Raw genomic sequence first — 26,755 nt, forward strand, 5'->3', positions numbered from 1 at the left:
AACCATGGATTCCGATATGAAAACGATGCAAGGCATTCGATCCCTGATGCCGTCTCTGAGCGCACTGACGGCAGCCCTGGTGCTGGCGGGTTGCGCCAGTGCACCGCCCACGGTGGCCGAGCATGCCGGCGTTGCCGTGCCTGCAAGCTTCAGCGCCCAGGCCGCAGCTGCGGGCTGGACGCAGGCCGCCCCGGCCGAGGCCCAGTCGCGCGGGGCCTGGTGGCTGGTATTTGCCGACGCCGAACTCAGCGCTCTCGTGGAGCGTGCGGGTGAAGCCAATACCGATGTGCAGACCGCTGCGGCACGTTTGGCCGAAGCCCGCGCGCTGCTGCGCTCGGCCGATGCCCAGCGGCAGCCGCAGATCGGGGCCTCGGGCGGCGCTGTGCGCCAGGCAGGTGCGAACACGGCGAACGGCATGCAGCCCGCCACCCTGGTCACGGCCGGCCTGAACTTCTCCTATGAAGCGGATCTGTTCGGCCGCCTGTCGCGGGCCAGCGATGCTGCGCGCGAGGATGCCAATGCACGTGAGGCCCTGCTGCAGAGCACGCGCCTGATGGTGCAGGCCGATGTGGCCCAGACCTATCTGCAACTGCGTTCGCTGCAGACCGAGCGCCAACTGGTCGAGCAGAGTCTGGTGGCCTATCGTGAGACTCTGACGCTGATCGAGAAGCGCTTCCGGGCCGGCGATGCCGCTGAGCTGGACGTGGCGCGCATGCAAACCGAGGTTTCGGCCACCGAGGCCGAGACGCTGGCGCTGGAGCGCCAGCAGGCAGCCCTCACGCATGCGCTGGCCGTGCTGGTCGGCGATATCGCCACTGGCTTCACGCTGGCTGCGCAGCCTGTGCTGGCAACGCTGCCCGTGATTCCGGCAGGCGTGCCCGCCACGGTGCTGGCACGCCGCCCCGATGTGTCGGCGGCCCAGGCATCGGTGCTGGCGGCCCAGGCGCGCGTGGGCGTGGCCCAGGCCGCATGGTTTCCAGCCATCACGCTCACGGGCAATGGCGGCTATGCCTCACCGGAGCTGGGCGATCTGTTCAAGTGGTCGGCGCGCTCCTGGGGCATAGGCGCCTTGCTGTCCCTGCCCATCTTCGACGGCGGCCAGCGCGCCGCGCAGGAAGAGGGCGCCCGTGCGCGCCTGGAGGCCGCCGTGGCAGCCCAGCGCGGTCAGGTGCTCGCGGCCTTTAGGGAGGTCGAGGATCAGCTCAGTGCCTTGCGCCTGCTCTCGGGCCAGGCCCATGTGCTGGGGCAGGCCGTGCAATCCTCGGAGCGTGCCACGCACCTCTCGGACGTGCGCTATCGCAACGGTCTGGTGAGCCAGCTGGAGCTGCTCGATGCGCGCCGCAACGAGCTGCGCAACCGGCGTCAGGCCTTGCAGGTGCGTACCGCGCAGTACACGGCCACGGTGGCGCTGATCCGTGCGTTGGGCGGTGGCTGGGACAGCGGAGAGCCTGTGGCGGTAAGCGGTTGAGGCCGAGCCGGTGCTGCTGCATTAAGCGGTTGCGGACAGGCCTGACCGGCCTGTGGTGAGTCGACTTTTTAGGCAACCGACCTCAGGCATAGCGCTCCCGCATCCATCGCCTTGCTTTCCTGGGCTAGCGCTAAGCCATACCGTCTTGAGTTGAAGTGCAGGTCTCTGGGGTGATGTCGAACTGGACATGACCCCCGTGAACAATGAGCTCGTCTGGGCCCAAGTGCAGGCCGTTGAAAGTGCCCGTAGCTGCCTCGGAGGCGCTGGGCATCACCATTGTCGATAACTCACCGAATGCGATTGGCTCCTTGAAGTGCAGCTTCATGCCTGTGCAAAAGGTCACGATGAAGGGCTCGCCAATGATTGCCTGGTAGGCACCGGTATGCATGCAATGTTTCGTCATGTTGTTTTGCTCCTTTGCTTATGCCCAGGTCGGGAAAGGGTCCTTGAAAGTTTTCCACGCCCGGGGGCCTAGAGCCATTTCCCGGTCTGTTAATAGGCATGCGTCGAACATGCGTCGGAGTGTTGCTTCGTCCATATCAATTCCGATGACGACCAACTCTTGGCGTGCGTCTCCAACCTCTTCGTCCCAGTTCTTCTTGATGGCAGCAATGGCCTCTGAATCCTTTGGCCAGTGCTCTTGAGGCACGGTGGCCCACCATCGACCAGCGAGGCCGTTCCGGCACACGGCACCTGCCTGAGACCAGTCGCCGACCTTGGCGGGGCGACTGGCCAGCCAGAAGAAGCTTTTGGAACGAATGACTCCGGGCCATTCGGTCTCTACCAGCCTGTGAAAGCGCTCGGGATGGAAGGGGCGGCGTGACCGATAGACAAAGCTGCCAATCCCATATTCATCGGTCTCAGGCTTGTGTTCACCACGAAGCTCCTTGAGCCAGCCAGGGGCCTTTGCCGCCTCTTCAAAGTTGAAGAGCTTGGTTGAAAGCACGGACGAGAGAGGGACCTTGCCGAAGGTCGCGTCAACGATTTTGGCGCGAGGGTTCAAGCTCGCCAGAATGGCCCGCAGACGCAATTGCTCGGCGTCGGAGATGAGGTCGGTCTTGTTCAGAACGAGCACATCGCAAAACTCAATTTGCTCGATGAGCAAGTCGACAACACACCGTTGGTCCTCTTGTCCAAGCGATTCGCCACGGCTCTTGAGGCTATCCCTGGATTCATAGTCCTTGAGGAAATTGAAGCCATCGACAACCGTGACCATGGTGTCCAGAGCCGCAATATCGGAAAGACTTGCTCCTGCTTCGTCGGTGAAGGTGAACGTTTCGGCCACAGGCAGTGGCTCCGAAATGCCGGTGGATTCGATGACGAGATGGTCGAAGCGCCGTTCTTTGGCGAGCCTGCGGACCTCCACCAAGAGGTCTTCGCGCAAGGTGCAGCAGATGCAGCCGTTGCTCATTTCAACCAGCTTCTCCTCGGTCCGGGAGAGCTTGCTGCCGCCATCACGCACCAGAGCAGCATCGATGTTCACCTCGGACATGTCATTGACTATGACTGCAACATGGCGGCCTTCGCGGTTGTTGAGTATGTGGTTCAGAAGGGTTGTTTTGCCCGCCCCCAGGAAGCCTGAGAGAACGGTCACTGGAAGCAGATTAGCCATCGTGGACCTCAATGTTTAATTGATAATGATAATGCGTTATCAATTGTGTGAGGAAAGCACTCCTGGGTAAATTGGTTGCATGGGTGTGTTGTTCGGCCCCAGGTTTGCCAGTAGGCGACTATCTCAAACAGTCGTTGTGTTGCAGAGCCCTAAGCGCTCCCAGAGAAACGGTAGAGGCCCGATTGGCGCGATGAAATTGTCGTCGTCGCAGCTTGTTGCGAAAGAGTCAGCGCTATGGTCGACTTAACGAAATGAGAGCCGTAGGTTCAGTCGATTTCTATGTACGGGGCCGACGTTGCTCTTTGACCAATACTGGAAGTGCCCCTACAGACGAGCAATGAAATAGTTACGTAGCTGCCATGTGAGATTTTGGGTACCTTAAGCATGGCTATTCATAAACTGCAAATGCTCCGAGAGCCCGATTCGCATCCTCAGATTCGCAACTTATGTCCACATCTCCAGCAACACCCCCTACAAAACAGACTGCAGGCCGTGTGCTTGTCGACTCTCTGCGCCAACATGGCGTTGACCGAGTCTTCTGTGTCCCTGGCGAGAGCTATCTTGAAGTGCTTGATGCCCTCCATGATGCTTCTGATGACATTGAACTCATTGTGGCCAAGCACGAGGGTGGCGCCGCCAATATGGCGGAGGCCGACGGCAAGATGACGGGCCGCCCAGGCATATGCATGGTTACACGCGGTCCTGGTGCGACCCACGCCAGTATTGGCGTGCATATCGCGCAGCAAGACTCGACGCCCATGATTTTGTTTGTCGGTCAGATTGCACGAAAGCAGGTGGGCAGAGACGCCTTCCAAGAGGTCGACTTCTATGCGATGTTCGGCAAACTGGCGAAGTGGGTTGTTGAAGTAACCGATGCATCGCGTATGGCTGAAATCGTAGCCAGGGCATTTCACACCGCAGTATCGGGACGACCTGGTCCAGTGGTCGTTTCGCTTCCTGAGGACATGCTCGTTGATGTTACCGATAAACTTGCATTTCGGACCTCTGCCATTGAGCCGAAAGTTCCTTCCGGTAGCGCCATCGCAAAGATTCGCGAGAAGCTAGCAAATGCACAGCGTCCCCTTGTCGTTGTTGGCGGCAGCGGCTGGTGCCAAGAGGCTTCGGCGCAACTGGCGATATTTGCGAAGGCATGGAATCTCCCTGTTGCATGCTCATTCCGTCGCCAGGATGTGTTGGACAACCGTAATCCGCAGTATGTTGGCCACATGAGCCTTGGGATGAATCCTGCGCTCAAAGATGCAGTTGTCAAAGCAGATGTAATACTTGCTCTGGGAACCCGCTTGGGTGACGTGGCTACAGGTGGCTATACGCTTCTCGAAGTTCCCGTCCCACAGCAGGACCTTGTTCACGTGCACGTCGACGCCACAGAGATAGGCCGTGTTTATCGCCCCTCGGTGGGAGTAAATGCCGATATCTTGGCAACAATTTCTGCCCTGGCTAACGTTGCTGCACCTGCTGAGATTGCATGGGCAGGCTGGACTAAGCGTGCGCGTGCCGCTCATGAAGCCTTCAGCTTGCCTCCAGCGAGGGTGCCTGAGGCAATAGGCGTCGACCTGGGAGTAGTAATCCAGCACGCAGCGGAAGTGCTTCCTGACGATGCCCTCGTAACGAATGGGGCAGGGAACTACGCTGTGTGGCTGCATCGGTTTTACAAGTACCGTAGTGCCCGAACCCAACTCGCAACGACCTGTGGAGCAATGGGCTATGGTGTTCCTGCGGCAGTTGCTGCAGCGCTTCGTTACCGTGACCGTGAAGTCCTCTGTGTAGCGGGCGACGGCTGCTTCCTGATGTATCCGCAGGAGCTGGCGACTGCTGCCGCACACAACGTGCGCCTCATCACCATTGTGGTCAACAACGGCATGTACGGAACCATCCGTATGCACCAGGAGAACCGCTACCCGGGACGTATTAGTGGCACTCAGCTTGCTGGTCCGAACTACGTCGCATTGGCGAACTCCTTGGGAGCAGCTCATGCGGAGCAAGTGCGCACGGCGGAAGAATTCCCTGCAGCGTTCGCGCGCGCTCGCGCCGCTAAGGGCTTTGCGCTCATTGAGTTAGTAACCGACCCGAAGCAAGTCACTCCTGTCATGCGCCTTAAGTAAATTGCTACTCAATCCTCCGCGAGGGTACAACTCCTGGGAGTCAGTTCAAAACCGGGGCGGTTCAGCCATGACCTTATGCCGAGACGCAGTAGGTCTTTTAATCTATGAATCCGCTTGGGATTGTCTGGCCGCACAAGAATTGCGGCAGGTCGTAGATACTCAGAGGGGACTTCGGGTAGTAACCCGCTTAAAACCTATTAACTATGTTTTTCACGGTGGGGTGAGGAACATATGGATCGTCAATGGATGCTTCATGAACATCACTTTTTACGGTGCGGCGCAGTCGGTCACGGGGTCCTGTTTTCTGGTCGAGGCGCATGGCTGCCGATTTCTGATCGACTGCGGCATGGCTCAGGGCGGCCGCGAGGCTGACGAGCACAACCAGCAAGCCTTTGCCTTTGATGCCGCAGGTCTGGATTTCGTCGTTCTGACCCACGCGCACATCGATCACAGCGGCCTGCTGCCCAAGCTCGTGGCCCAGGGCTTCAAGGGCCCTATCTATGCCACGCAGGCCACCAAGGACTTGCTCGAGGTCTTGCTCAAGGACAGCGCCCATATCCAGATGATGGATGCCGAACGGACGGCGCGGCGCCGGCGTGAAGGCCGGGGGCACGAGCGCGAGCCGACGGTTCCTCTGTATTCGCTGGCCCATGTGGCGAGCACGCTGGAGCAGGTCCAGGCCATGCCTTATGGCCACAGCTTCGAACCCCATCCTGCGGTGACGGTGCGTTTTCAGGATGCCGGGCATATTCTGGGATCGGCCATTGTGGAGCTGTGGCTGGCAGATGGCCATGGCGGCACGCGCAAGCTGGTGGCCAGCGGCGATCTGGGCCAGCCGGGGCGGGTGATTCTGCGCGATCCCACGCCGATCATGGAGGCCGATCTGCTGCTCATCGAGTCCACCTATGGCGACCGGCAGCACAAGAGCACAGGGGATACCCTGGAGGAGCTGGTCGAGGTGGTCGCGCGCACGGCTCCCCATGGCAATGTGGTCATCCCGGCATTTGCCGTGGGGCGCACGCAGGAGCTGCTCTATCACTTTCTGCAGCTGATCCAGCAGCAGCGCCTGCCGCCGGTAGAGATATTTGTGGATTCGCCGATGGCGGTGGCGGCCACCGATATCACGCTGCGGCACTTCGGCGTGTTCGACGAGGAGGCCAGGCAGTTGCTGGGCAGCGTCAGGAGACTCAAGGAGTCGCCGCACATTCACTTCATCAGCGATGTGGAGGACTCCATCAAGCTCAACCGCATCAAGAGCGGCGCTGTCATCATCTCGGCCAGCGGCATGTGCGATGCGGGACGGGTGCTGCATCATCTGAAGAACAATCTGCCCAGGCCCGAGTGTGCGGTGGTGATCTGCGGCTTTCAGGCTGAAGGTTCGCTGGGCCGCAGGCTGGTCGACGGTGCCAGGCAGGTGCGCCTGTTTGGAGATGACGTCGAGGTCCGTGCCGGCATCCATACCCTGGGCGGCTTTTCGGCCCATGCGGACCAGCAAGCCTTGCTGGACTGGGCGGCCGCTTTTAGCCGCGCGCCGCAGCAGACCTTTGTGGTGCATGGGGAGTCGCATGCCTCCCAGGCCCTGGCCACGCTGCTGCACGAGCGCCTGCATTTCACGGTGCAGGTTCCGCAGCCGGCTCAGGTCTTCGAGTTCTAGAGCGTGCCGGGAGTCTCCGAGATGCAGAATCCGTCTTGCGCACGGCCTGTTGCATGATGTTCTGGCGGCGAAGCATGATGCCGGTCGAGGCCGGTTTCGCGCAGCGGCTTTTCGGCACTACGCTGGATGAACTGCTGCCCGGCATGCGTCTGCATGTGCGGCGTCTGGGCGATACCAGGCGCGCGCTGTCCCTGGGCGGCGGGCGCATCTATCTGCCGCGCAGCTTTTTTGAGCACCAGGACCCGCATAAGCCGCTGCGGCTTGCCCACCCTGTGGTGGCTGGCGTCTTTGCCCATGAGCTGCTGCATCAGTGGCAGCGCCTGCAAGGCAGGGCGGTGACCTGGGAGGCGTTGGGCCTGCATTTGCGCGCGGCATGCCTGCGGCGCAATCCTTATCACTATCAGGCCTGTGCAGATCCGCAGCAGATGCTGCAGTGCTTTCTGGACGCAAACGTGGAGCAGCAGGGTCAGATCTGGCAGGACCATGTTCAGGCCCTGGTGCAGGGCCAGCCGCTGCCCTGCATGTGCCTGATTGCCGAGCATGTGCTCCAGGCTCAAGCTGGCCAATCCAGGTCGGGCCGAGCCAGCAAAGGCTAGGCAGCGGGGTTGAGTGCGGCGATGAGATCGTGCTCGTCCACATCGCGCGCCGCGCCGAAGCCTGCGACATGCCTGCCGCTTTGCGGTGTGATGCAGACAAAGCGAAAGTCTTCCAGCGCCGTCATGGGCTCGGCTTCGGGAAAGCGCGCCAGATAGCTGGCATGGGCGCCTTGCCACAGGCCGCTGTCGCGTGGGGGAGTGGAAGCCACGCCCTGAATGCTGATGCGCTCCAGCGCATGCACGGCTTCGCCAGCGGACTCTGGCCTGCTCATCAGCAGACTGACGGCAGGATGCAGCTCCATGGCCTGTGTGTGGCTGGCCAGCGCACTGACATGCAGTATCAGACAGCTGAATTCGCCGCTCCAGGCCCATGGCACCAGCGACAGGCCCGGGGCGGGGAGATAACCGGGCGCTGAAGAACCAGCCTGTGGCTGAACGGCCAGGGCGGCAGTACGCTGACTGGCGAGTAGCTGGCGCAGCGACTGCTGCAGGCGTGATTCATGAAGCATTTGCGCATGGTAAGCCAGAGTGCGGGGCCGGACCAGCTTGAGCCGCGCCAGGCCGCGTCGAGCGTCACCTGCGTGACCGACTGTTGGGGCCATCCCGGATGCCGGGCCGAGGTTGCAGGCCTAGTCTTGCGGACTGATTAGTCCACCCGGACTATGTATACGCTTTTCTGACTGCCTGACTCATGCCCGCTCACCACAAGTTTTGGCCCAATCGGCTGCCACATTCCATCACCGTTCCCGTGACCAGTGTCTGGGAAAACCTTGCTATCAATGCCAGGCGTTATCCGGACAAGGCCGCGCTGGTGTTTCTGGGGCGCACCACGACCTATCGGCAACTGTGCGAGGGAACGGAGCGCATGGCCGCCTATCTGCATGGCCTGGGCGTGCAAAAAGGCGACCGCGTCATCGTGCTGATGCAAAACAGCTCGCAACTGGTGCTGGCGCATTACGCTATCTTTCGAGCCAATGCGGTGGTGGTGCCGGTCAACCCCATGAATACGGCTGAGGAGCTCAAGCACTACATCACGGATTCGGGCGCCAAGGTGGCCATTACCACGGCTGATCTGGCGCAAGAGCTGGCCAAGGCCAGCAATGCCTTGCCGCAGTCCGAAGCATTGCAGCACTTGCTGGTCACCCGATTCACCGACGGTTTTGATGCCGATGTGCAGGGGCCGGATGCACCGCCCGAAGCCTGGCGCAACTGGCTGCTGGGCGAGCGCGAACCCGCAAGCCTGAGCCATGGCAAGGTCCATGCCTGGACGCAGGCACTGGCCTGCAGCGAGCTGCCGCCGCCGCATACCGCGGGTCGTGACGACCTGGCATTGCTGCCCTATACCAGTGGCACCACGGGCCAGCCCAAGGGCTGCATGCACCTGCACCGCAGCATCAACCACAACGCCGTTTCCGGCGCGATGTGGGGCACGGGCAGCAGCGAGAACGTGGTGCTCGCCGTCGTGCCCATGTTTCACATCACAGGCATGGTTTCCGTGCTGCACAGTGCCATCTACATGGGGGCGACGCTGATCATCATGCCGCGCTGGGAGCGCGAACTGGCAGGGCGCCTGATCTCGCTCTATCAGGTCACGAGCTGGACCAATATCCCGACCATGGTGATCGATCTGCTGGCCAGCCCCAACTTCGCGTCCTTTGATCTCTCCAGCCTTAAATACATCGGCGGCGGCGGCGCCGCCATGCCCCAGGCCGTGGCCCAGCGACTGCTGGAACAGTACGGGCTGCGTTTTTGCGAGGGCTATGGCCTGACCGAAACCGCCGCACCTTCACACAGCAATCCGCCCGACCATCCCAAGCAGCAATGTCTGGGCATCCCCTTCATGAGCACCGATGCGCGCGTGATCAGCCCCGACACGCTCGAAGAGGTGGCCCAGGGCGAACAGGGTGAGATCGTGGTCAACGGACCCGAGGTGTTTGAAGGCTACTGGCAACGCCCCGAAGCGACCGAGCAAAGCTTTATGGAGCTCGATGGCAAACGCTTTTTCCGCACCGGGGACCTGGGGCGCGTGGATGAGGATGGCTACTTTTTCATCACCGACCGGCTCAAGCGCATGATCAATGCCAGCGGCTTCAAGGTATGGCCCGCCGAGGTGGAGTCGCTGATGTTCCGCCATCCTGCGATTCAGGAGGCCTGCGTGATCTCCGCCAAAGATGCCTATCGCGGCGAGACCGTCAAGGCCGTGGTGGTGCTGCGTGCCGGCCATGAGGCGACGACGGCAGAGCAGATCATCCAGTGGTGCCACGACAATATGGCAGTCTACAAGGCCCCACGTCTGGTGCAGTTCGTGACGGCTTTGCCCAAGAGCGGCAGCGGCAAGGTGATGTGGCGAATGCTGCAGGAGCAGGAAGCCGTGGTCTGAAATGCAAAGAGGGGGAGTGGCGGAAAGCAGCTGGAGTCGAACCAACCCGGGAGCGGCTGACGCCCCCCACCGGGTTTGAAGCCCGGCCGCGCCACCGGGCACGATTGCCTTCCTTTGAGTCAAGGGTGGCAGCTGCCACTCTTGTAGAAGATAAGACGGTGATTGTAGCCAGCAATCCGGCAGCTGATGACAAACAGCACGTCAAGGCCGCATATCCGACTCTACTCTGATTTGATAGCTTGTTGCGTAAGTGGGATAAGGAATCTGGACTGATTTCCGCTGATTTTCCTTGCAGGCTCAGCGTGGCGTGCTATTCCAATGCACATCGGGGCGCAGCAGATGGGCGTCGCGCACGCGGCGCGTGTAGCCGGTGCGGTCGAAGAATTCGAGAATCTGGATGGCGCGCTTGCGGCCCAGACCCGTGGCGTCGCGGAATGCGCTGGCTTCCACTTCACCCCTGGCGTGCTGGCTGGCGATGTCGGCAACCAGGGCGGCGAGTTCGTCCATGCGCGACGGTGCATAGAACAAATCCTTGACGACCTGGAACAGCTTGCCCTGGCGCGAAAGCTTTTTGAGCAGCTGGCGCACCAGCTCTTCGCCTGCAGCATGGTCGCGCGCCAGATCGCGCACCCAGGGCGGGTCATAGCGGCCTGCAGCAATGGCGGGCAGCAGTTTTTCGGCCAGCGTCTGCTCGGCGCTGCTCAGCTGCACGCTGTGCTGCGGCAAATGCAGCCAGGCGCCGGTGCTGGCTAGCAACTGGCTGTTGAGCAGGGCATCGACCAGGCCCTGATAGAGCGCGTCGTAGCTGCCTTGCTGCAGGCCGGGCAAGGCCATGCGCCTCAGTCTGGCCGCGTTGACGCCGGGCTCGTCGGGCGATTTTTCATGAAAGCGCGCCAGGCTGTCGATGACCTGGGTCTGCAGCTGCTGCCAGCGCTGCAGGCCAAGCACCAGGGCATCGCCGCCGGCGATGGGCAACTGGATGGTGTCGGCAAGGCTGGCCTCGGGGAAGGCATGGCCGCCCAGACGCACCAGCTGCGAACGCGCAATGCCGTGCGGGGCCTGTGCGATCAGCGGTCTGAAGTCGTTGCGGGCTATGAGCTGCTCCATGGCGTCGAGGTAGGCCATGCGCTCTGCGCTGCGGCGCTTGCGGCTCGGGGCATAGGGGTCGAGCACCATGCCGCCGGCGATGGTACGGCTGGCCTGGGCGTTGCGCAGAATCAGGCGGTCGCCGGGCAGGGCAAAGACCGGCGCATCGAGCACCAGCTGCACGCGAGCCTCGGTGCCGGGCTCTATGGCCTGGTCCTGCAGCAGTGCCACATGGCCCGTGGTGCGCTTGGTGCCCAGGTGCACATGGACTGGCGTCCACTGGGCCAGCAAGGGCGCTTCGCTGAGCAGATGCAGATGAATGTCGAGGCGGTCCGTGGCCTGCAGCAGACGTTGGTCCATGATCCAGTCGCCGCGTTCGATCTCGTCCTTGCCTATGCCCGCCAGATTGAGTGCGCAGCGCTGGCCGGCGACGCCGCTGTCGCTGCTCTGGTTCTGTGCATGAATGCTGCGCACACGCACGGCCTGACCACTGGCCGAGTGCGCCAGCGTGTCGCCCACCCGCACCTGGCCATTGAAGACCGTGCCCGTGACCACCGTGCCCTGGCCCGGCAGCGTGAAGACGCGGTCCACGGCGAGCCGGAACAATCCGTCTCGGGGGCGCGCCTGCATCATCTGGGCCTGCACCTGCAGATGTTCGCGCAGGGCCTTTACACCGGCATTGCCGGGCTCTGCAGCATTGGTCTCGAAGATGGGACTGTCCGCCAGTGCAGTGACGCCGAGAATGGCGTTGATTTCGCGATGCACGTCGGCAATGCGCTGCGGCAGCACGCGATCGACCTTGGTCAGCGCCACGCTGCCACGCCTGACACCCAGCAGCTGCAGAATTTCCAGATGCTCCAGGGTCTGGGGCATGACGCCGTCGTCGGCAGCCACGACCAGCAGGGCGTGGTCAATGCCCACGGCTCCGGCGGCCATGGTGTGGACGAATTTCTCGTGGCCCGGCACGTCGATGATGCCCAGCACATCGCCGTTGGGCAACGGGCTGTAGGCATAACCTAGTTCTATGGAGATGCCGCGGGCTTTCTCTTCCTTGAGACGGTCGGTTTCCACGCCCGTGAGTGCACGCACCAGCGTGGTTTTGCCGTGGTCGATATGGCCTGCGGTTCCGATGATCATGGTGTGCTTGTAGTTTTGTTGGCTGCTGGCGCTTGTGTATCAAGCGATGCAAGGTGTTTTTGTTAAATTCCGGGGGCCGGGGCCATGGGACTGCTTCAGGCCAGCTGCGGCAGTTGCGCGGCAAACAGGGCCTGCGCCGGGTGTTCGAGGCAGCGCAGATCCAGCCACAGCGCATCGTCATGCAGCCGCCCGATCACGGGTCGGGGCAGGGCACGAAAGCGCGCTTCGAGCCGGGTCAGCTGGCGACCCGCCTGCTTGCCACTGGCCGGATAAATCCTGAGGCCGAAGCTGGGCAGATTTTCCACGGGCAGGGCGCCGCTGCCGATCTGGCTGTTCATGGCCGCCATCTCCACCACATAATCCTGGCCCAGTGCCTGCTGCAGCAGAGGCTGCAGCTGCCCGGCCTGGATCTGCATGTCGCTGGCCTGGCGCGTGAACAGGCGCAGCGTGGTCAACTCATGGGCGAGCTTTTCGGGGTTCAGATACAGGCGCAGCGTGGGCTCCAGTGCCGCCAGCGTGATCTTGCCCACGCGCAGCGCGCGCTTGAGCGGGTTCTTCTTGATCTGGGTGATCAGCTCCTTTTTGCCGACGATGATGCCGGCCTGCGGGCCGCCCAGGAGCTTGTCGCCGCTGAAGGTGACGATGTCGGCACCGGACTCGACCGTCTCGCGCACCGTGACTTCATAGGGCAGGCCCCAGTCGCGCATGTCGATCAGCGTGCCGCTGCCCAGGTCGACAATCATCGGCAGATTGCTGTCGTGCGCAATGCGGGCGACATCGGCATCGCTCACCGCCTTGGTAAAGCCGGTGATGGCGTAGTTGCTGCAGTGAACCTTCATGAGCGCGGCCGTGTTCTCGCCTATGGCCTCTGCATAGTCTTTCTCATGCGTGCGGTTGGTGGTGCCGACCTCGACGAGCCGGGCGCCGGCGCGGGTCATGACATCGGGAATGCGGAAGGCGCCGCCGATTTCCACCAGCTCGCCGCGCGAGACCAGAACTTCCTTGCCCGTGGCCATGGTGGACAGCACCAGCAGTACGGCTGCGGCGTTGTTGTTGACAACGGTGGCGGCCTCGGCACCGGTCAGCTCGCAGATCAGCGACTCGACCAGGTCGTCGCGATCGCCGCGGCCGCCGTCTTCAAGGTCATATTCCAGGTTGGCCGGGGAGTTCATGGCCTGTACCACGGCATCGATCGCGGCCTGCGGCAGCAATGCGCGGCCCAGGTTGGTGTGCAGCACCGTGCCGGTGAGATTGAAGACGGCTTGCAGGCGTGGCGCAAACCGGGTCTGAAGCTGGCGTTGTGCGGCCTGTACGATGCTGCCGATGTCGGCCTGCACGCTCTGGCCGGGCTGATCGGCAAAACCCAGTAGCTGCTGGCGCAGCCCCGTCAGCACATCGCGGACTGCCTTGGTGCAGGCATCGAGGCCATAGGACTCGCGCAGCACCTGCATCTCGTTCGCGAGCAAGACCTTGTCCACGGCGGGAAGCTGGGATGGGTGCGAAATTTCAGGGGCGGTCGCTGCGGTGTTGCTCATGGCCAAGGTGTGTCGGGTGGTCAAAAAAATGGAAAAGGCGGCAGGAGTTCCTGCCGCCTTCATTATGGTGGCGGTTGGAGCCGGCAGGTTTACGCAGCAGGGTCCACCAGTTCGTGATCGGCTTCGCCTTGCTGCTCTTCGGCCACGGCCACAAACAACAGAGGATTGGCGCTGGCGCGCTGGAACTGGGTCTCGCTCATCAGCAGATCCAGCATCAGGCTGGCCAGATCGTCGACGAGAGGTTCGACCATGGGGTTCTTTTCCTGATTCACGATCTTGCGATAGCTGCCGCATTCGTCGCAGGTCTCGGCCAGAACTTCTTCGCCCGAACCGTCAATGCCCTGGTAGTGGATGCCCTTGGTCGATTCGCAGTGCGTGCACTTGACGCGAACCATATGCCATTCGCAGGCGCAGGTGCCGCAATGAGCGTAACGGTGACCGGCCACTTTGCCGCCAATGCGGATGGCGCTGGCCACAGGCTCGCTGGCGCAGACGGGGCAGATGCTGGCGGGGTCGGTGTAGGGAACGTCGCGGGCACTGAGACTGGCCGAACGCTTGGCAAAGGTCACTTGCAGCGCAGCCATGATGAAGGGTGCCATGCCCACGTGGCGGGCGGCGACTTCCTTTTGCAGCAGCTTTTTGGCAATGTCTGCACGGGTCTCGGGAGTCAGTGCACGCAGCTCCTTGAGCAGGGGCTGCAGCGGTGCAGGCAGGCCTTCGCTGCCCTGCAGCGTGTCGAGCATATTGTCCAGTACGGCTTGCCAGGCGGGATCGATGGTGTCCACTGCGGGCAGCAGGGGCATGGAGTGCTCCTGAGCACGCGCCATGAGTTCGGCATCGGGTGCAGATATCTCGATAGTGGCGGCAGCCTTGTGCTGCGCATCCATGATCTGGGCCACAAACAGCAGATAGTCTGCAATGGGATTGCCGTTGGCCAGCTGGCGCAGGCGTGCAGCGCGTTCGGCGAACAGACTGCTTACCTGGGGCAGCAAGATGCGGGGAAAGCTGGTGTGATCCAGTGCTTCGATTTCACCGGGTTGAAGAATGCGTTGCATTGACAGGGTTTCCAAATGAATCAGCCGCCGAGCGCCGATAAACGCTTGGCGGCTGGGTTGTTAGGGGAGAGGACTAAAAACCTTAGTCGTTGTCACCCGTCATCTTGCGGTACCAGCCGCGGTGGTGTTGCTTGGCCCAGGCTCGCGTTACTGTGCCATAAAGCATGGCGCGAATGGTGCCGCGAGTCCAGATGGCTGCATACACGTGCATGATGATCAGACCGATCATCCACACGGCAGCGATGGCGTGAACCACCGAAGCCGCTCGCACCACGTTGACCGGCAATGTCCACCAAGCGCGCCACATCAGAAAGCCGGTGATCACGATCAGCAGCATGCCGATGACCAGGCCCCAGAACAACAGCTTCTGACCGCCGTTGTATTTGCCCTGTTCGGGCATGTCGTGGTCGTCGCCATCGATCATCTTGTTGACGTTCTTGAGCCATTCGATGTCGCGCGGCTCAACGATGTTGAGCTTGGCGAAACGGCAGGCCATGATGACGAAGAATGCGCCCATGACAACCCCGATGTAGGGGTGCAGGATGCGGGTCCAGGGACCGCCACCGAACAGATTGGTCAACCAGAAGAAGGCCGGGTGAAAGAACGCCAGACCGGACAGGGCCAGCAAGATGAAGCAAATGCCTACCACCCAGTGGTTGGCGCGCTCCGATGCGTTGTAGCGCACGAGGTCGCGAGGATTGCGTTTCATTTGCCGTTCTCCTTGTTCAGCGCTTCGGCGTCCTTGCGTTCCATTTCATCCTCAAGGTCCTTGGACACGTCGTTGGGTCCCTTGGTGATGTAGTGGAACAGGCTGCCGATTGCGGCTGCACCCAGTGCGGCCATGGCCAGAGGCTTGGCTACACCCTTCCACAGCGACACCATGGGGCTGATGGACGGATCGTCCGGCAGGCCCTTGTACAGCGAAGGTTTGTCCGCGTGATGCAGAACGTACATCACGTGCGTGCCGCCCACGCCTTGCGGGTCGTAGAGGCCTGCCTTTTCGTAGCCGCGTTCCTTGAGGTCCACGACACGGCGGGACGCTTGTTCCTGCATGGCTTCCTTGGTGCCAAACTGGATGGCGCCCGTGGGGCAGGTCTTGACGCAGGCGGGCTCCTGACCAACAGCCACGCGATCCGAACACAAGGTGCACTTGTACGCCTTGTTGTCCTTCTTGGAGATGCGCGGAATGTTGAACGGGCAGCCCGTGACGCAGTAGCCGCAGCCCACGCACTGGTCTTGCTGGAAGTCCACGATGCCGTTGGCATATTGGACGATGGCGCCAGGCGAGGGGCAGGCCTTCAGGCAGCCCGGGTCTTCGCAGTGCATGCAGCCGTCCTTGCGGATCAGCCATTCCAGGTTGCCTGTGGCTTCGTTTTCGTACTCGGCAAAGCGCATCACGGTCCAAGACTCCGACGTCAGATCCGTCGGGTTGTCGTAGACGCCTGCGGCAACCGTGCCGATTTCGTCGCGAAGGTCGTTCCACTCCATGCAGGCGGTCTGGCAAGCCTTGCAGCCAATGCATTTGGAGACGTCGATCAGCTTGGCGACCTCCCCCGCGTGCGCACCGCGTGCGCTGGGTGCGGGGGTTGTCGTGGCAGAACGGCGTTTGATATCGAGAGACATGGTTGAGGACATCAGCGTGGCTCCTTAGATCTTTTCCACCTTCACGAGGAAGGTCTTGGATTCAGGGGTCAAGCTGTTACCGTCACCCACGGAGGCTGTCAGGTTGTTCGCCAGATAGCCCTTGCGTCCCGTCGTGGAGAAGCCCCAGTGAATCGGCACACCCACGTGATGGATGGTCTTGCCATCGATCTTCATGGGCTTGATGCGCTTGGTCACCACGGCCACGGCCTTCACGAAACCGCGCTTGGACGAAACCTTGACCTTCTGGCCGGTCTCTATGCCCAGTTCCTTGCCCAGTGCCTCGCCGATTTCCACAAACTGTTCGGGCTGAACGATGTTGTTCAGCTGAACATGCTTGGTCCAGTAATGGAAGTGCTCGGTCAGGCGGTAGGTCGTGCCTACATGCGGGTAGTCCTTGGGGTCGCCCTGCGTGTCCTTGGCAGTTGCCAGGATGCGCATCACGGGGCTGATGACGGCCTGCTTGTTGTTGGGGTACATGGGGTTGTAGCCCAGCGGGTTGTCAAACGCCTCGTAGTGCGTGGGGAACGGACCTTCTGCCATGCCCTTGCGGGCAAACAGACGGGCCACCCCTTCGGGGTTCATGATGAAGGGGTTGATCACCTCGGGATCCAGGCCCACGGCCACGTCCGGCACGTCCGCTCCACCCCACTGCTTGCCGTTCCATTTGATCAGCACTCGTTCGGGGTTGAAGGGCTTGCCCTGGCGGTCGCAAGACGCGCGGTTGTAAAGCACGCGGCGATTCGCAGGCCAGGCCCAGGCCCAGTTCAGCGTGTTGCCGATGCCTGTTGGATCGCTGTTGTCACGACGAGCCATCTGGTTGCCGGAAGAGGTCCAGCTGCCAGCCCAGATCCAGCAGCCACCCAGGGTGGTGCCGTCATCGCGCATTTCGCCAAAGCCCGCCAACTGCTCGCCGGCCTTGCGGATGAGCTTGGTGGGGTCCTTGGGATCGAACAGATCCACCAGTGCACGGCCGTTGTATTCCTTGGCCACTTCCTCGGAAGAGGGGTGATCGGCTTCAGCGTAAGGCCAGTACAGGTTGGTGATGGGCTCGGAGAACTTGCCGCCTTCCTTCTGATAGAGAGCCTTCAGGCGCAGGTGCAGACCGGACATGATGGCAATGTCGGTCTTGGCCTCTCCTGGGGGCTCGGCAGCCTTCCAGTGCCACTGCAGCACGCGCGAGGAGCTGACCACGGCACCGTCTTCTTCGGCGAAGCAAGTGGTAGGCAGGCGGAACACCTCGGTTTGAATCGAAGCCGAGTCCACGTCGTTGAATTCGCCGTGGTTCTTCCAGAATTCCGAAGTTTCCGTAACCAGCGGATCCATGATGACCAGGAACTTCAGCTTCTTGAGACCTTCGCGCACGCTGTTGCTGTTGGCCAGAGCCGCCAAGGGGTTGAAGCCTTGAGCGATATAGCCGTTGACCTTGCCCTGCGTCATCATCTCGAAGATCTGCAGCATGTCGTACTGCTTGTCCAACTTGGGCAGATAGTCGAACGCCCAGTTGTTTTCAGCAGTTGCGGCCGCGCCCCACCACGCCTTCATCAGGCTGACATGGAACTTGGGCGTGTTCGACCAGTAATTCATCTGGCCGGGACGCAGCAGCTTGGGCGTGCGAGTGGCGATGTACTGGTTGTAGTCCTGTTCGGCTTCGTTTGGCAGCGTCAGGTACCCGGGAAGCGAAGCAGACAGGATGCCCAGGTCCGTCAGGCCCTGGATGTTGGAGTGGCCGCGCAGCGCGTTCATGCCGCCGCCAGCGATACCGATGTTGCCCAGCAGCAGCTGGATCATGGCGCCGGTACGCAGGATCTGCGCACCCGTGGTGTGCTGGGTCCAGCCCAGTGCGTACAGGATGGTGGCAACACGGCCGGCTTCGGCGGTCGAAGCAAGCTTCTCGCACACGTGCAGGAATTTTTCCTTGGGTGTACCGCAGATGGATTCCACCTTCTCGGGGGTATAGCCGGCGTAGTGCTTCTTGAGCCACTGATAGACGCAGCGAGGGTGTTCCAGAGTGGGATCGACCTTCACGAAGCCGTCTTCACCCAGTTCGTAGTCCCACGACGCCTTGTCATAGGTACGCTTTTCAGGGTTGTAGCCGGAGAAAATACCTTCGTCGAACGCAAAGTCCTCGCGCACGATGAATGAGAAGTCCGTGTAGTTCTTCACATACTCGTGGTGAATCCTGTCGTTTGTCAGCAGGTAATTGATCACGCCACCGAGGAAGACGATGTCCGAGCCGGAGCGGATCGGCGCATAGAAGTCAGCCACGGATGCCGAGCGGTTGAAGCGCGGATCGACCACCATGAAGTGAGCCTTGTTGTGCTCCTTCGCTTCGGTCACCCACTTGAAGCCGCAGGGGTGTGCTTCGGCGGCATTGCCGCCCATGATCAAAATAACGTCCGCGTTCTTGATGTCGACCCAATGGTTCGTCATCGCTCCACGGCCAAACGTCGGGGCAAGACCTGCCACCGTCGGGCCGTGTCAGACACGTGCTTGGTTATCGAGTGCAAGAAGGCCCCAGGAGCGGGCCACTTTGTGCGTGATGTAGCCGGCTTCGTTGCTGGAGGCCGAAGCGGCCAGCATGCCGGTGGTCAGCCAGCGGTTGACCTTCTGGCCTTTTTCGTTGGTTTCAACGAAATTGGCGTCGCGGTCTTCCTTGAGCAGCTTGGCGATGCGGTTCAGTGCCTCGTCCCAGGACATGCGCTTCCACTCGGACGAGCCGGGGGCGCGGTATTCGGGGTACTTGAGGCGGCTGGGGCTATGGACAAAGTCCAGCAGCGATGCGCCCTTGGGACACAGCGTGCCGCGATTGACCGGATGATCCGGGTCGCCTTCCACGTGCATCACGGACAGACGGGAGTTTTTCCCGCCGTCGCCCAGGGAGTACATGAGGATGCCGCAGCCTACGGAGCAGTAGGTGCAGGTTTGACGGGTTACGGTGGTGGCTGACAGTTTGTACTGTCGCACCTCAGCAAGGGCGGCTGTGGGTGAGAAGCCCATCAGCGCCAAGCTTGAACCCGCCAGAGTCGAACCAGTCACTTTCATGAACTGGCGTCTGGAGAATTGGTCCATTGTGGGGTACCTTTTCGTATGAACGCTTATGTGAAAGCAAATTTTACGACCCCCCCCATTTTTGATAGCAGTTACAAACCCTTAATTCTTGAGTAACGTTGAGCGACTTTGAGTTTTATGTTTCGTTTTTGTTTTTCTTAATGACGGCGATAGTTTTCAACCTGCACCTCTAAACCTATCAACTTTCTGCTCGAAAAGCCATCGGTCAGCAGGCCGGGTTGAACAGGAAATCCCTAATCTGTGTCGCTTTTGCGTGTTTCGGCAGGAAGGGGCGCGACGGTGGGGGCAGGGCCTTCTACAGGCTGTTGCGGATCGGCTGATGTGCGCTTTTGCGCGATTTCCTGGTTCAGCAGCTTCTCCTCCTGCTCCTGCATGGTGGCAAACAACTCCCAGGCCGCCATGAACAGGGCGGCGATGGCCGGACCGAGCACAAAGCCCGAAAGACCGAACAAGGCCATGCCCCCCAGGGTGGAGATCAGAACCACATAGTCGGGCATTTTGGTGTCCTTGCCGACCAGCAGGGGGCGCAACACGTTGTCCACCAGGCCGATGACCAGTACGCCATAAGCGGCAAGGATCAGGCCTTTGGTGACGGCGCCCGTTGCCAGAAAGTAGATGGCCACCGGCCCCCAGACCAGGCCTGCTCCCACTGCTGGCAGCAGCGACAGAAATGCCATGACCACGGCCCAGAGTACTGCACCCTGAATGCCCAGAATCCAGAAAATCAGCCCCCCCAGCGCGCCCTGGGCGGCTGCAACGGCCAGATTGCCCTTGACTGTGGCGCGGATGACGGTAATGAACTTGATGGCCAGTTCGCGCTTGTGTTCGGGTGCGAGCGGCGTGGCTGCCCAGATGCGTGCGACCAACTCCTTGCCGTCACGCAGCAGAAAAAAGATCAGGTAGAGCATGACGCCAAAGCCCACCACAAAGCCCAGGGTGTTCTGACCCAGCCCCACAGCTTTGGTGGCGGCGAGCTTGCTGGCCTGCAGGGCGATGTTGGAGAGCTTGGTCTGGATTTCCTCCAGAGTGCCCAGGTGCAGTTTTTCCATCCACGGCGTCAGCCAGGAGGGAAGGGCATTGAAGACTTGCTCCACGTAGCTGCCGGCGGACAGGTTGCCGCTGCTGATTCGATCGTAGATGGCGGCAGTCTCCTTGATGAGCGAGAGGCCTATCAGAGACAGCGGCAAAATGACCATTACCAGACTAATTAGCAAGGTTGCCAGCGCGGCCAGCGTGGGCTTGTTGGGCATGCGCATCAGCAGCTTGCGGTGCAGGGGGGCGAAGACGATGGCAAACACCACACCCCAGAAGATGGCTACGGCATATTCCTCTAGAACCAAGCCGAATCCTGCAGTTACTGCTATTAAAAGAAGAATGAATGCACGTTTGTGAAGCGGCAAAAGCGGCATGCGAATCCTTGTTTATGGAGTTCCCGCAATGTAAGCGACTCCCAGGGGTGTAAACATCTTGTCTTTTATAAGACCAAGACTTTGAACAGTGGCACAATGGCTGCCGCAACTCAAGGCCCTTCCCCAGCCACAGTCGCATCCGCCAATCGGTACAGCCGTGTCGCGGGAGGTTCTACAAACCAGCTAATGCTTTCCGAAGGAAAGCGGAGGTCAGCGAGATATGAGCGATCAGTCAACGATCTATCAAGCCTATCAAGGCAACACCTATCTGTTCGGCGGCAATGCGCCCTATGTCGAAGAGATGTACGAGAACTACCTGGCCAACCCCGGCAGCGTTCCCGATTCCTGGCGTGAATACTTCGATGCCCTGCAGCATGTGCCTGCAGTCGACGGCACCGACAACAAGGACGTTCCCCACCTGCCCGTGATCAATGCTTTCGCAGAGCGCGCAAAGCAGGGCGGCACCAAGGTGGTGGTGGCCTCGGGCGCTGACTCCGAGCTGGGTCGTAAACGCACGGCCGTGCAGCAACTGATTGCAGCCTACCGCAACGTGGGTCAGCGCTGGGCCGACCTGGATCCTCTGAAGCGCACCGAGCGCCCCGAAATTCCCGAGCTGGAGCCTTCCTTCTACGGCTTCACCGACGCCGACCAGGAAGTGGTGTTCAACACCAGCAACACTTTCTTCGGCAAGGAAAGCATGACTTTGCGCGAGCTGATGAATGCTCTGCGCGAAACCTACTGCGGCACCCTGGGCGCCGAGTACATGTATGCCACCAATCAAAATCAGAAGCGCTGGTGGCAGCAACGCCTGGAATCCATCCGTTCCAAGCCCGTCTTCAACGCCGACGAGAAAAAGCGCATCCTGGACCGCCTGACCGCTGCCGAAGGTCTGGAGCGCTATCTGCATACCAAGTATGTGGGTCAGAAGCGCTTCTCGCTGGAAGGTGGTGAGTCCTTCATCGCCGCCATGGACGAGCTGATCAACTCTGCCAGCGCCAAGGGCGTGCAGGAAGTCGTGATCGGCATGGCTCACCGTGGCCGTCTGAACGTGCTGGTCAACACCCTGGGCAAGGCTCCCAAGGATCTGTTCGCCGAGTTCGACCACACTGCTCCCGAAGATCTGCCTGCCGGTGACGTGAAGTATCACCAGGGCTTCAGCTCCGACGTGTCTGCCAAGGGCGGTCCCGTTCACCTGTCGCTGGCCTTCAACCCCTCGCACCTGGAAATCGTCAACCCCGTGGTGGAAGGCTCGGTGCGCTCGCGCATGGACCGCCGCGACGACCCCATGGGCAAACAAGTGCTGCCCGTGCTGGTGCACGGTGACGCAGCCTTCGCCGGCCAGGGCGTGAACCAGGAAACCCTGGCGCTGTCCGAAACCCGTGGCTATACCACCGGCGGTACGGTTCACATCATCATCAACAACCAGATCGGTTTCACGACCTCTGACCCTCGCGACCTGCGCTCCACGCTGTATTGCACCGACATCGTCAAGATGATCGAGTCGCCCGTGCTGCACGTGAACGGCGATGATCCCGAAGCCGTGTGCCTGGCCATGCAGCTGGCCCTGGAATTCCGTATGGAATTCTCCAAGGACGTGGTGGTCGACATCATCTGCTTCCGCAAGCTGGGTCACAACGAGCAAGACACTCCTGCACTGACACAGCCTCTGATGTACAAGAAGATTGCTGCCCACCCCGGCACTCGCAAGCTGTACGCAGACAAGCTGGCCACTCAAGGCCTGGGCGACACGCTGGGCGACGACATGGTCAAGGCCTATCGCGCCGCCATGGACGAAGGCCGTCACACCCAGGACGTGGTGCTGACTAACTTCAAGAGCAAGTACGCTGTGGACTGGAGTCCCTTCGTGGGCAAGACCTGGACCGACGCTGGCGACACAGCTATTCCCTTGACCGAGTGGAAGCGCCTGGCCGAGAAGATCACGACTCTGCCTGCCAGTGTGAACCCTCACGCCCTGGTCAAGAAGGTGTACGACGATCGCGCAGCCATGGGCCGCGGCGATGTGAACGTGGACTGGGGCATGGGTGAAACCATGGCCTTCGGCTCCCTGGTCGCTTCGGGCTATCCCGTGCGACTGTCGGGTGAAGACTCGGGTCGCGGCACCTTCACGCACCGTCACGCCGTGGTTCATGACCAGAAGCGTGAAAAGTGGGACGAGGGCACATATATTCCTTTGCAGAACGCTGCCGAGAATCAGGCTCCGTTCGTCGTGATCGACTCCATCCTGTCCGAAGAGGCGGTGCTGGGCTTTGAATACGGCTATGCATCGAACGATCCCAACACCCTGGTGGTGTGGGAAGCCCAGTTCGGCGACTTCGCCAACGGCGCCCAGGTGGTGATCGACCAGTTCATCGCATCCGGTGAAGTGAAGTGGGGTCGTGTCAACGGCCTGACACTGATGCTGCCTCACGGCTATGAAGGCCAGGGCCCCGAGCACAGCTCGGCGCGTCTGGAACGCTTCATGCAGCTGGCTGCCGACACCAATATGCAGATCGTGCAGCCCACAACGGCCAGCCAGATCTTCCACGTGCTGCGTCGCCAGATGGTTCGTGGCCTGCGCAAGCCGCTGGTCATCATGACTCCCAAGTCGCTGCTGCGTAACAAGGATGCCACGTCGCCCCTGTCCGAATTCACCTCTGGTGGTTTCCAGACCGTGATCCCCGAGCAGGACGAAACCATCGTCAAGAACGCTGCCAAGGTCAAGCGCATCATCGCCTGCTCGGGCAAGGTGTACTACGATCTGGTCAAGAAGCGTGCCGAGAAGGAATCCAAGGACGTCGCCATCATCCGCGTCGAGCAGTTGTATCCCTTCCCCCACAAGGCGTTCGCCGCCGAAGTGAAGAAGTACGCCAACGCTACTGACATCGTGTGGTGCCAGGATGAGCCTCAGAACCAGGGTGCCTGGTTCTTCATCCAGCACAACATCCACGAGAACATGCGTGAAGGCCAGAAGCTGGGCTACTCCGGTCGCGCTGCGTCCGCTTCGCCCGCCGTTGGCTACGCACATCTGCACCAAGAGCAACAAAAGGCACTGGTGGAAGGCGCATTCGCCAAGCTCAAGGGCTTTGTCCTGACCAAGTAATACAGGCGACACCCCCTGTCCGAGGACAGGGGGGCACAAGAAACATCTTTGGAAAGAATTCAAAATGGCAATCGTTGAAGTTAAAGTCCCCCAGCTGTCCGAATCCATCACTGAAGCCACCATGCTGACCTGGAAGAAAAAGGTCGGCGAGGCCGTGGCCGTCGATGAAATCCTCATCGAAATCGAAACCGACAAGGTCGTGCTGGAAGTGCCTGCTCCTTCGGCTGGCGTGATCACTGAAATCCTGCAAGGCGACGGCGCAACCGTGGCCGCCGAGCAAGTGATCGCCAAGATCGACTCCGAAGCCGTCGCCGGTGCCGCTGCTCCTGCTGCCGCCCCCGCTGCTGCTGCGACTCCTGCCGCAGCCCCCGTGGCCGCCGCACCTGCCGGCGCCGACAAGAGCGGCGTGGCCATGCCTGCTGCTGCCAAGATCCTGGCCGACAACAACCTGTCCGCTGCCAACGTGGCCGGCACAGGCAAGGACGGCCGCGTGACCAAGGGTGACGCTCTGGGTGCCATCAAGGCCGGCGCAGCCATTCCCACCGGTGCTCCCAAGGCGGCTCTGCCTCAGGTGGCAGCTCCCGTGACCAAGGAAAACCTGGGTGACCGTCCCGAGCAGCGCGTGCCCATGACACGTCTGCGTGCCCGTATTGCCGAGCGTCTGCTGCAATCCCAGGCTACCAACGCTATCCTGACCACGTTCAACGAAGTGAACATGGCTCCCGTGATGGAACTGCGCAAGAAGTTCCAGGACCAGTTCACCAAGGAACATGGCGTGAAGCTGGGCTTCATGTCCTTCTTCGTCAAGGCTGCAGTGCACGCCCTGAAGAAGTTCCCCGCAGTCAATGCCTCCATCGACGGCAACGACATCGTCTACCACGGCTACTTCGACATCGGTATCGCTGTGAGCTCGCCTCGCGGCCTGGTGGTGCCCATCCTGCGCAATGCAGACCAGATGAGCTTCGCCGACATCGAAAAGAAGATTGTCGAATTCGGTCAGAAGGCCAAGGAAGGCAAGCTGGGCATTGAAGAAATGACCGGCGGTACCTTCTCCATCTCCAATGGCGGTACCTTCGGTTCGATGATGTCCACCCCCATCATTAACCCCCCTCAGTCCGCCATTCTGGGCGTGCATGCCACCAAGGATCGCGCCGTGGTCGAGAACGGTCAGATCGTGATCCGTCCCATGAACTACCTGGCCATGTCCTATGACCACCGCATCATCGACGGCCGCGAAGCCGTGCTGAGCCTGGTGGCCATGAAGGACGCGCTGGAAGATCCTTCTCGCCTCCTGTTTGATCTGTAATTCAGCAGATCGAGCTTCTACAAAGCCCACCACCAAAAGCGGTGGGCTTTTTTCGAGTTAAACAGAGAAAAGATTCAAATCATGAGCAAGCAATTTGACGTCGTCGTGATCGGCGCAGGCCCCGGCGGCTACATCGCTGCCATCCGCGCTGCACAACTGGGTTTCAACGTCGCCTGTATCGACGAGTGGAAGAACGCCGCTGGCGGCGCTGCCCCCGGCGGCACCTGCACCAACGTGGGCTGCATTCCCTCCAAGGCGCTGCTGCAGTCTTCCGAGCATTTCGAGCATGCCAAGCTGCACTTTGCTGATCACGGCATCTCCACCGGCAAGGTCGAGATGGACGTGGCCAAAATGATCGCCCGCAAGGAAGCGATCGTGAAGCAGAACAACGACGGCATCCTGTACCTGTTCAAGAAGAACAAGGTCACCTTCTTCCACGGCCGCGGCTCCTTCGTCAAGGCTGTCGAAGGCGGCTACGAGATCAAGGTTGCCGGCAAGGAAGAGGAAGTCATTACCGGCAAGCAGATCGTGGTGGCCACTGGCTCCAACGCCCGTGCCCTGCCCGGCGTGGCTTTCGACGAAGAAAACATCCTGTCCAACGACGGCGCTCTGAGCCTGGGCAAGGCTCCCAAGAAGCTGGGCCTGATCGGCGCCGGCGTGATCGGCCTGGAAATGGGCTCGGTCTGGCGCCGTCTGGGCACGGAAGTGACCGTGCTCGAAGGCATGGACAAGTTCCTGCCCGTGGTGGATGAGCAGATTGCTAAGGAAGCCAAGAAGGCTTTCGACAAGCAAGGTCTGAAGATCGAGCTGGGCGTGAAGATCGGTGAAGTCAAGTCCGGCAAGAAGGGCGTGACCGTTGCCTACACCAACGCCAAGGGCGAAGCCCAGACCCTGGAAGTGGACAAGCTGATCGTGTCGATCGGCCGTACCGCCAACACCATCGGCCTGAATGCCGAAGCCGTGGGCCTGGCCCTGGACGAGCGCGGCGCCATCGTGGTGGACGATCTGTGCAAGACCAATCTGCCTGGCGTGTGGGCTGTGGGCGACGTGGTGCGTGGCCCCATGCTGGCGCACAAGGCCGAGGAAGAAGCCGTGGCCGTGGCCGAGCGCATTGCCGGCCAGCACGGCCATGTGAACTTCGCCACTCTGCCTTCGGTGATCTACACCAGCCCCGAAGTGGCATGGGTGGGTCGTACCGAGCAGCAGCTCAAGGCCGAAGGCGTCAAGTACAAGGCTGGCTCCTTCCCCTTCCTGGCCAACGGCCGCGCGCGTGCACTGGGCGATACGACCGGCATGGTCAAGTTCCTGGCCGACGCCGAGACTGACGAAATCCTGGGCGTGCACATGGTGGGTCCCATGGTGTCCGAGCTGATTTCCGAAGCCGTGGTGGCCATGGAGTTCAAGGCATCGAGCGAAGACATCGCCCGTATCTGCCACGCTCACCCCTCGCTGTCCGAATCCACCAAGGAAGCGGCTCTGGCTGTGGACAAGCGTACCCTGAACTTCTAAGTTTTTTCAGTCTTGCGCGCAGGTTTTGACATGGCTGTGAAGTGCCCGCGCGCAGGCTGAGTTTCTTTTAGA

Annotated in this window: 18 protein-coding genes and 1 tRNA gene; 8 read left to right on the plus strand and 11 right to left on the minus strand. The window is 61.0% G+C overall.

What is annotated here, in order from left to right; translation table 11 throughout:
• The first annotated feature begins 4 nt into the window (after positions 1–4).
• The gene (locus tag CSE6_RS07150) at positions 5–1,468 is read left to right on the plus strand and encodes an efflux transporter outer membrane subunit (RefSeq protein ID WP_059440206.1); all 1,464 of its coding nucleotides are present in this window, start codon (positions 5–7) and stop codon (positions 1,466–1,468) included.
• 130 nt (positions 1,469–1,598) lie between these two features.
• Here CSE6_RS07150 and CSE6_RS07155 read toward each other — a convergent pair whose 3' ends face one another.
• Complete coding sequence (locus tag CSE6_RS07155; protein WP_034408091.1) at positions 1,599–1,871, minus strand: hypothetical protein; 273 nt, start codon at positions 1,869–1,871, stop codon at positions 1,599–1,601.
• A gap of 18 nt (positions 1,872–1,889) precedes the next feature.
• Positions 1,890–3,080 (minus strand): zinc metallochaperone GTPase ZigA, encoded by a 1,191-nt coding sequence (gene zigA, locus CSE6_RS07160; RefSeq protein ID WP_059440207.1) that lies wholly within the window; start codon positions 3,078–3,080, stop codon positions 1,890–1,892.
• Between the two features lie 446 nt (positions 3,081–3,526).
• Here zigA and CSE6_RS07165 point away from each other — a divergent pair, with 446 nt between their 5' ends.
• The 3 genes from CSE6_RS07165 to CSE6_RS07175 all read left to right on the plus strand — a co-directional run bounded on the left by CSE6_RS07165 (position 3,527) and on the right by CSE6_RS07175 (position 7,453).
• A complete protein-coding gene (locus CSE6_RS07165; protein ID WP_059440208.1) occupies positions 3,527–5,203 on the plus strand; it encodes a thiamine pyrophosphate-binding protein in 1,677 nt (558 codons plus the stop codon).
• A gap of 253 nt (positions 5,204–5,456) precedes the next feature.
• On the plus strand, positions 5,457–6,857 hold the full coding sequence (locus tag CSE6_RS07170) for an MBL fold metallo-hydrolase RNA specificity domain-containing protein (RefSeq protein WP_059440209.1): 1,401 nt from the start codon (positions 5,457–5,459) through the stop codon (positions 6,855–6,857).
• A 77-nt stretch (positions 6,858–6,934) separates the two neighbouring features.
• Positions 6,935–7,453 carry a hypothetical protein gene (locus tag CSE6_RS07175; RefSeq protein ID WP_193751106.1) on the plus strand — a complete coding sequence of 173 codons (519 nt, stop codon included), beginning with the start codon at positions 6,935–6,937 and terminating at the stop codon, positions 7,451–7,453.
• On the opposite strand, the gene CSE6_RS07180 is transcribed toward CSE6_RS07175, so the two are convergent.
• On the minus strand, positions 7,450–7,962 hold the full coding sequence (locus CSE6_RS07180; RefSeq protein WP_059440211.1) for a hypothetical protein: 513 nt from the start codon (positions 7,960–7,962) through the stop codon (positions 7,450–7,452). The two genes, CSE6_RS07175 and CSE6_RS07180, sit on opposite strands and share 4 nt — an antisense overlap.
• A 182-nt stretch (positions 7,963–8,144) precedes the next feature.
• Between CSE6_RS07180 and CSE6_RS07185 the strand changes: the two genes are divergently transcribed.
• A complete protein-coding gene (locus CSE6_RS07185) occupies positions 8,145–9,833 on the plus strand; it encodes a long-chain fatty acid--CoA ligase (RefSeq protein ID WP_059440212.1) in 1,689 nt (562 codons plus the stop codon).
• 17 nt (positions 9,834–9,850) lie between these two features.
• Here the strand turns inward: CSE6_RS07185 and CSE6_RS07190 are convergent.
• From CSE6_RS07190 to CSE6_RS07225, 8 genes are all read right to left on the minus strand, one after another.
• Positions 9,851–9,946, minus strand: a tRNA-Sec gene (locus CSE6_RS07190).
• A gap of 184 nt (positions 9,947–10,130) precedes the next feature.
• A complete protein-coding gene (gene selB, locus CSE6_RS07195) occupies positions 10,131–12,056 on the minus strand; it encodes a selenocysteine-specific translation elongation factor (protein WP_059440213.1) in 1,926 nt (641 codons plus the stop codon).
• A 95-nt stretch (positions 12,057–12,151) separates the two neighbouring features.
• Positions 12,152–13,591 carry an L-seryl-tRNA(Sec) selenium transferase gene (gene selA / locus CSE6_RS07200; RefSeq protein WP_059440288.1) on the minus strand — a complete coding sequence of 480 codons (1,440 nt, stop codon included), beginning with the start codon at positions 13,589–13,591 and terminating at the stop codon, positions 12,152–12,154.
• A gap of 89 nt (positions 13,592–13,680) precedes the next feature.
• Positions 13,681–14,646, minus strand: coding sequence for a formate dehydrogenase accessory protein FdhE (gene fdhE, locus CSE6_RS07205; RefSeq protein ID WP_059440214.1), 966 nt, complete (start codon positions 14,644–14,646; stop codon positions 13,681–13,683).
• 82 nt (positions 14,647–14,728) lie between these two features.
• Entirely contained in the window at positions 14,729–15,355 is a 627-nt protein-coding gene (locus tag CSE6_RS07210) for a formate dehydrogenase subunit gamma (protein WP_003066500.1), read from the minus strand.
• Positions 15,352–16,281 (minus strand): formate dehydrogenase subunit beta, encoded by a 930-nt coding sequence (gene fdxH / locus CSE6_RS07215; RefSeq protein WP_003079546.1) that lies wholly within the window; start codon positions 16,279–16,281, stop codon positions 15,352–15,354. The genes CSE6_RS07210 and fdxH overlap by 4 nt, the downstream gene beginning before the upstream one ends.
• Positions 16,282–16,293: 12 nt before the next feature.
• Positions 16,294–19,359 (minus strand): formate dehydrogenase-N subunit alpha, encoded by a 3,066-nt coding sequence (fdnG, locus tag CSE6_RS07220; protein ID WP_139032061.1) that lies wholly within the window; start codon positions 19,357–19,359, stop codon positions 16,294–16,296.
• A gap of 233 nt (positions 19,360–19,592) precedes the next feature.
• A complete protein-coding gene (locus CSE6_RS07225) occupies positions 19,593–20,768 on the minus strand; it encodes an AI-2E family transporter (RefSeq protein WP_034379630.1) in 1,176 nt (391 codons plus the stop codon).
• A 220-nt stretch (positions 20,769–20,988) separates the two neighbouring features.
• Between CSE6_RS07225 and CSE6_RS07230 the strand changes: the two genes are divergently transcribed.
• The 3 genes from CSE6_RS07230 (at position 20,989) to lpdA (ending at position 26,683) form a co-directional block, all read left to right on the plus strand.
• Positions 20,989–23,868: a 2-oxoglutarate dehydrogenase E1 component gene (locus CSE6_RS07230; RefSeq protein WP_003055529.1), complete on the plus strand. Its 2,880-nt coding sequence runs from the start codon at positions 20,989–20,991 to the stop codon at positions 23,866–23,868.
• 64 nt (positions 23,869–23,932) lie between these two features.
• On the plus strand, positions 23,933–25,174 hold the full coding sequence (gene odhB, locus CSE6_RS07235; protein WP_034352343.1) for a 2-oxoglutarate dehydrogenase complex dihydrolipoyllysine-residue succinyltransferase: 1,242 nt from the start codon (positions 23,933–23,935) through the stop codon (positions 25,172–25,174).
• An 81-nt stretch (positions 25,175–25,255) separates the two neighbouring features.
• A complete protein-coding gene (gene lpdA / locus CSE6_RS07240) occupies positions 25,256–26,683 on the plus strand; it encodes a dihydrolipoyl dehydrogenase (protein WP_034352346.1) in 1,428 nt (475 codons plus the stop codon).
• The last annotated feature ends 72 nt before the right edge of the window (positions 26,684–26,755 follow it).

This window comes from Comamonas sp. E6, from assembly GCF_001010305.1.
Classification (GTDB): domain Bacteria; phylum Pseudomonadota; class Gammaproteobacteria; order Burkholderiales; family Burkholderiaceae_C; genus Comamonas; species Comamonas thiooxydans.